This window comes from Burkholderia sp. HAN2018 (genome assembly GCF_024704855.1).
Classification (GTDB): Bacteria; Pseudomonadota; Gammaproteobacteria; order Burkholderiales; family Burkholderiaceae; genus Burkholderia; species Burkholderia cepacia.
In genome coordinates, this window is record NZ_QOBB01000347.1 from 1 (window position 1) to 5,139 (window position 5,139).

Below are 5,139 nucleotides of genomic sequence, written 5' to 3' on the forward strand. Positions count from 1 at the left end.
GGCGGCCGGCATCGGTGCGGCCGACAGCGCGGCGGCGTGAAACGCGCCGACCATGGCGGCCGACAGGACGAACAGCGACACGGCCGGCTTCATGCGCCGCTCCGTTTCGTCAGGATCGTCAGGTCATCCGTTGCATCGGAACCGATGCGCGCAAAGCAGCTATGCCCGTGAGTGAACAATCCCACTGCTTCCCCTCATATCTATCCAACTGGCCTGATTCATTTATCGAAACGATGCGGCGATTTCTTTAATCGCCTGTCATCGTGCTGCGCGCGCGCCTGGCACCGGCACGCGCCCATTCGTCACACTATCTCAAAAATAGGACAAAACTTACCCCGATTCGCGACGATGAAGCGAAAAAAACCTCAATCCAGTCGAAAATGCTGCGCGAGAGGGATGAATGGTAAGAATTGCGCCGTTGTCGCCCGACGGGCCGAACGGCATACTGCCGGCGCGGTTCGGCCGGCCGGCGGCGGTCCGTTGCAGACCGCCCCGAAACGCGCCGCCGCGAAGCGGCGCGTATGCTACCGCAATCCCGTGCCGCCGGACGTGCTTTCTTTCACGGAAAACTGACTTGAATCAAATCGCCGACGCCGCCACTCCGTCCCCCGATACCCTGCTGCGCATCATTGCCGCCCAGACCGAGATCGCGAAGCTCGGCCTCGACCTCGGCAGCGTGATGGCCTATGTGGCCGAGCAGGTGCCGCAGCTCACCGGTGCAAGCGCCGCCGCGGTCGAATTCGCCGAGGGTGACGACATGGTGTACCGCGCCGCGTCGGGCACCGCGGCCGGGATGCTCGGCCTGCGGCTGCGGCGCTCGGGCAGCCTGTCCGGCCTGTGCGTGCAGCAAGGCGAGCTGCTGCACTGCAGCGATTCGGAAACCGACCCGCGCGTCGATCGCGACGCATGCCGGCGTGTCGGCCTGCGCTCGATGCTCGTGGTGCCGCTCACCCATGCCGACACGACGGTCGGCGTGCTGAAGGTGATGTCGCCGGAAGTCGACGGCTTTTCGCCAGCCGATGCCGGCACGCTGCGGCTGACGGCCGACCTGATCGCCGCCGCGATGTTCTACGCGGCGCGCAACGAGGCGAACGAACTCTACATGCGCGCGACGCACGATGCGCTCACGGGCCTGCCGAACCGCGCGCTGTTCTACGACCGCCTGCGGCAGTCGATGCACACGACGCTGCGCGCGAACGGCCGGCTCGGCATCCTCAACATCGACATGGACGGGCTGAAGCCGATCAACGACGGGTTCGGCCACCGCGCGGGCGACGCGGCGCTGCGCGAGATCGCCACGCGGATGCAGGGCGCGGTGCGGCGCTCGGATACGGTCGCGCGCATCGGCGGCGACGAATTCGCGGTGATCCTGCCGAACATCGGCAACCGCGACGATGCGCATGCGCAAAGCACGCGGCTCGCGCGCCAGGTGAGCGAACCGTTCGAATTCGAGGGGCGCCCGCTGCGGCTCGGCGTCAGCGTCGGGATCGCGCTGCTGCCCGACGACGGCACCGACATGACCGCGCTGATCGAGCATGCGGACCAGGCGATGTATGAGGTGAAGCGCACGCGGTCGCAGCGGGCACGCGACGCGTGACATGGGCATCCCGCGTCGCCAATCCGATTCTGAAACCGGCAGACATGAAAGCCGATCGACACGCGTAGACAGCATTTTGTAATTTCACGGTTATCATTGCGATGCCAGCGCTGACGCGCCCGACATCATTCAGTGCGAACGGACAAACAGCGAATTCGTGTTTTTAACGCTTGATCGGTTCGCCACTTCACGCAATGGATCATCTGCTTCCGCACTACGAAAGAGAACTTGCCCTACTGCGCCAATCGATTGCCTCCTTCTCGGCGCGCTACCCCAAAATTGCAGTCCGCCTCGGAATCAACGGAGACCGCTCCGAAGATCCGCATATCGAGCGAATGCTGCAATCATTCGCCCTTCTCGCCGCGAATATCGACGATCGGCTCGACGACAACTACACGGAGTTTGCCGACGCCCTCCTCGGCATGCTGCATCCCCAGTATGGCCGACCGCTGCCGGCATGTACCATTGCCCGGTTCGACGTTTCGGACATGCTCGACAAGCTCGCCGAGCCGTCATTGATTCCCCGCGGCACGGAACTCCTGAGCACGGCGGAGGCCTGCCGGTTCCGGACCGTGTACGACGTCACGCTTGCGCCCATACGCATTGCGAATGCGCGCTACGCATCGGCAACCGCCGTTCCGTCCGACGTCATATTGCCGCCGCACACATCCGGCCTCCTCTCCGTCACCTTCGCGGTTACCCGGCCCGGCTTTCGTATCGAGTCCATCCCGAGTCCCTTGCGTATCCATATCGACGGCGCCGACGAAGTTGTCGCCGCGGCAATGGATGCCATGACGATGCGCACGGCAGCAGCTTTCGTCGAAGATGCCGAACGGCGCTGGACCGCACTGCGCGCTCCGGCGCTTGCGTCGGTGGGCTACGACGATACCGAGAAACTGATCGAAGAAGACGACGGACCACCGGCTTTGAGGCTGCTCGGCGAATACCTTGCGTATTCGAAGAAATTCGATTTCGTCGACGTCGATCTCGCCGCGCTCGTGCGTACTGTAGGACCCGGCCCGCAGTTGACGCTGCACCTCGCCATCCGCGACGTGCATCCGGATTCGCGAGAAGCGCAGCAATTGAAGAATCTGTCGGCGGAGCACCTGAAACTCTTCTGCACGCCGATCGTCAATCTGTTCCGGCTCACGTCCGTGCCGCTCAAGCGCGACCCGCTGACCGACACGTATCCGGTTCAATCCCAGAATACCGACGCGGCCGAAGTCACGATCTGGTCGGTCGACACGGTCCGCGCCACGGCTGGCGTACCCGGAGCGAAGACCATTCAACCGTTCACGTCGCTCATGCACGGCGGCGCAGGCGGTCTCGCCGGCCCCTATTGGGTTCTCGTCCAAGGCACGGCAGCCACACCGTCAGGAAAGATTGACGCCGCACTCAGCCTGATCGGACTCGATGGCCTCCCTGCCGTCGACACCGGGATCGAGCAGATCACGGCGAACCTGACCTGCTCGAACGGCGATCTCCCGCGCAGGATGCGAGCAAGTGCGGAGAATGGCGATCTCGTGAATGAACAAGGCGCAATGGCGTCGCGCATCGTGATGCTCGATACGCCCACCGCGGTCGCACAATTACCGCAACAAGGGGACGCCGTATGGCGGCTTATCGCACAACTCGCGCCACACTCGAGTGACCTGACCCGTACAGGGCTTGTGGAATTGAAACGCCTCCTCCGTCAATTCGCTCCGCGGTCCGGGAATCATATGAACCTGATCGACGGATTGACGGATCTGGGTCATCGCGTCAAGCAGCTCTGGCTGTCGAGAGAGCCGATGCCGAGCTTCGTACGGGGGCTGGAGGTGACCTTGACTGTTGATGAACAGGCGTTCGCCGCAACCTGCCTGAATGCATTCGTCGGCGTAATGGAACGCTTTTTCACAATGCATATGTCGGCAACGAACTTCGTCCAGCTTGTCGTCATGTCGGCCAACACCGGTCGGGAAATTCAACGATGCACTCCGCGACCGGGGACGGTCGCACTTGTCTGACTATCGGGTGCGACCAGCCTCGAAGAACGGCTGTTTCGTGCCCCCGTATCACTCAGACAAGGCTTGAAATCAAGCAACATCCGCAAGTCGCACGATGACCGTGCCGCGCGATCGGGATGCCGTCGTCGGTCATCGATTCGTCGCCCTCCACGATCAGGTTCGGCTTGATTTCCGGATGCTGAGGACACGACACTTCGTCGCCTTTGCGCGCCACGAAACGGCCGTCGAAACGCATCTTCGACGAACCGGTGATGACTTTGCCGCCATGGTCGGTGTCGTCACCGACACGGATGAGGTTCATCATGAATGGGATGCCTTGTTGTGTTGGTAACCTGAGCCGAGCGTGCTCAGTAACGGAAATACAGGATGCCGAGTGCGTCAGGCTCCCCTGGTTTCTTTCCCTTCTTCGTGATGGCGGGGAGATCGATGTTCTTCACGTCCTTCCAGCCGAACCCTTCAAAAATCCCTTCAGCAAGGCGGACGAAGCCCATCATCTTTCGTGAAATTCGATAAGTAATAATAGAGAAAATCGCGGCCGAACCCAAAGTTCCCATCGCACAACCTATAAGCAAACTATCAATCGGAGCTTCACCTTTGAATACGGCAAAGCAAGCAATGATGAAATACGCTACCGCTAGTGCCACCGCAAGAAACATCCCACCCCACCTAAACGATGCTCGATAGTGTGCATAACGCCCCCGACTGCAATGTGGATGAAGTGCGACAATTTTGTCTGAAATTCGCCGAATACCAAAGGCGTGCCAAATATCACCCCATCGTTCAGCAACGATCTCCACCTCATCGCCCTCTGTGAACACCGACCACCACACCCACGCCTTCACCGATTTCCCCTCAAGCTCAAACTCGAGCAAATCGGCCTCTTCAGTGGTATCCGTCGCCATACTACTCAACCCGACTGCAACACCGCCCAGACCGACCAAGCCTGCCGCAATCGCTGTCGCGCCCATCTTGGCACGATCAGCATCGGTAAAGAAGAAATCCTGGCTGCAACGCGACTTCCGTAGATTGCCAATACGTCCACGGAGCAACTGCATTTGATCGGACAACATACTCATCGACGAACAATCAGTAGCGGAAATATAGCACACCCAATGCACCTGGTTCGTCTGGCTTCTTCCCCTTCTTCGTGATGGCAGGAAGATCAATATTCTTCACGTCCTTCCAGCCGAACCCCTCAAAGACCCCTTCAGCAAGAAAAACGAAACCCATCATTTTTCGCGAGACTCGATATGTAACAAATGAAAATCCCATGGCTGTCAAAAAGGTCCCAATTGCACCAGAGATAAGCAAATCCTCGATCGGAACCCCGCCTTTGAAAATCACAAAACACGAAACAATGAAATACCCAACAAGCATCAATGATGCAAATGTGGAGTTGACCCTGTAATACCGGACACAGCATCACACTAAGGTTGCTGAATCCATCGAGCGCCGGAACTCGCGAGGCGAGCGGTATTTCAACGCGCTATGGGGATGCTTCTCGTTGTAATGCTCGAACGCGATGGCCAGGTTGCG

6 protein-coding genes are annotated in these 5,139 nt (G+C 60.0%); 2 read left to right on the forward strand and 4 right to left on the reverse strand.

Features of this window, described 5'->3' with window-relative positions; genetic code table 11:
* The first annotated feature begins 574 nt into the window (after positions 1 to 574).
* Together DPV74_RS38820 and tssF are read left to right on the forward strand one after the other, a co-directional pair.
* Positions 575 to 1,597, forward strand: coding sequence for a diguanylate cyclase domain-containing protein (locus DPV74_RS38820; protein ID WP_374709017.1), 1,023 nt, complete (start codon positions 575 to 577; stop codon positions 1,595 to 1,597).
* Positions 1,598 to 1,791: 194 nt separating this feature from the next.
* A complete protein-coding gene (tssF, locus tag DPV74_RS38825; protein WP_119339115.1) occupies positions 1,792 to 3,603 on the forward strand; it encodes a type VI secretion system baseplate subunit TssF in 1,812 nt (603 codons plus the stop codon).
* Between the two features lie 52 nt (positions 3,604 to 3,655).
* On the opposite strand, the gene DPV74_RS38830 is transcribed toward tssF, so the two are convergent.
* The 4 genes from DPV74_RS38830 to DPV74_RS38845 all read right to left on the reverse strand — a co-directional run.
* Positions 3,656 to 3,907 carry a PAAR domain-containing protein gene (locus DPV74_RS38830; RefSeq protein ID WP_119339116.1) on the reverse strand — a complete coding sequence of 84 codons (252 nt, stop codon included), beginning with the start codon at positions 3,905 to 3,907 and terminating at the stop codon, positions 3,656 to 3,658.
* A gap of 43 nt (positions 3,908 to 3,950) precedes the next feature.
* Positions 3,951 to 4,679, reverse strand: a complete 729-nt coding sequence (locus tag DPV74_RS38835) for a putative type VI secretion system effector (protein ID WP_119339117.1) — start codon at positions 4,677 to 4,679, stop codon at positions 3,951 to 3,953.
* Positions 4,680 to 4,689: 10 nt separating this feature from the next.
* Positions 4,690 to 4,980, reverse strand: coding sequence for a hypothetical protein (locus DPV74_RS42200; RefSeq protein WP_240440100.1), 291 nt, complete (start codon positions 4,978 to 4,980; stop codon positions 4,690 to 4,692).
* Between the two features lie 45 nt (positions 4,981 to 5,025).
* The coding region (locus DPV74_RS38845) for an integrase core domain-containing protein (RefSeq protein WP_240439922.1) at positions 5,026 to 5,139 on the reverse strand (114 nt) is incomplete at its 5' end.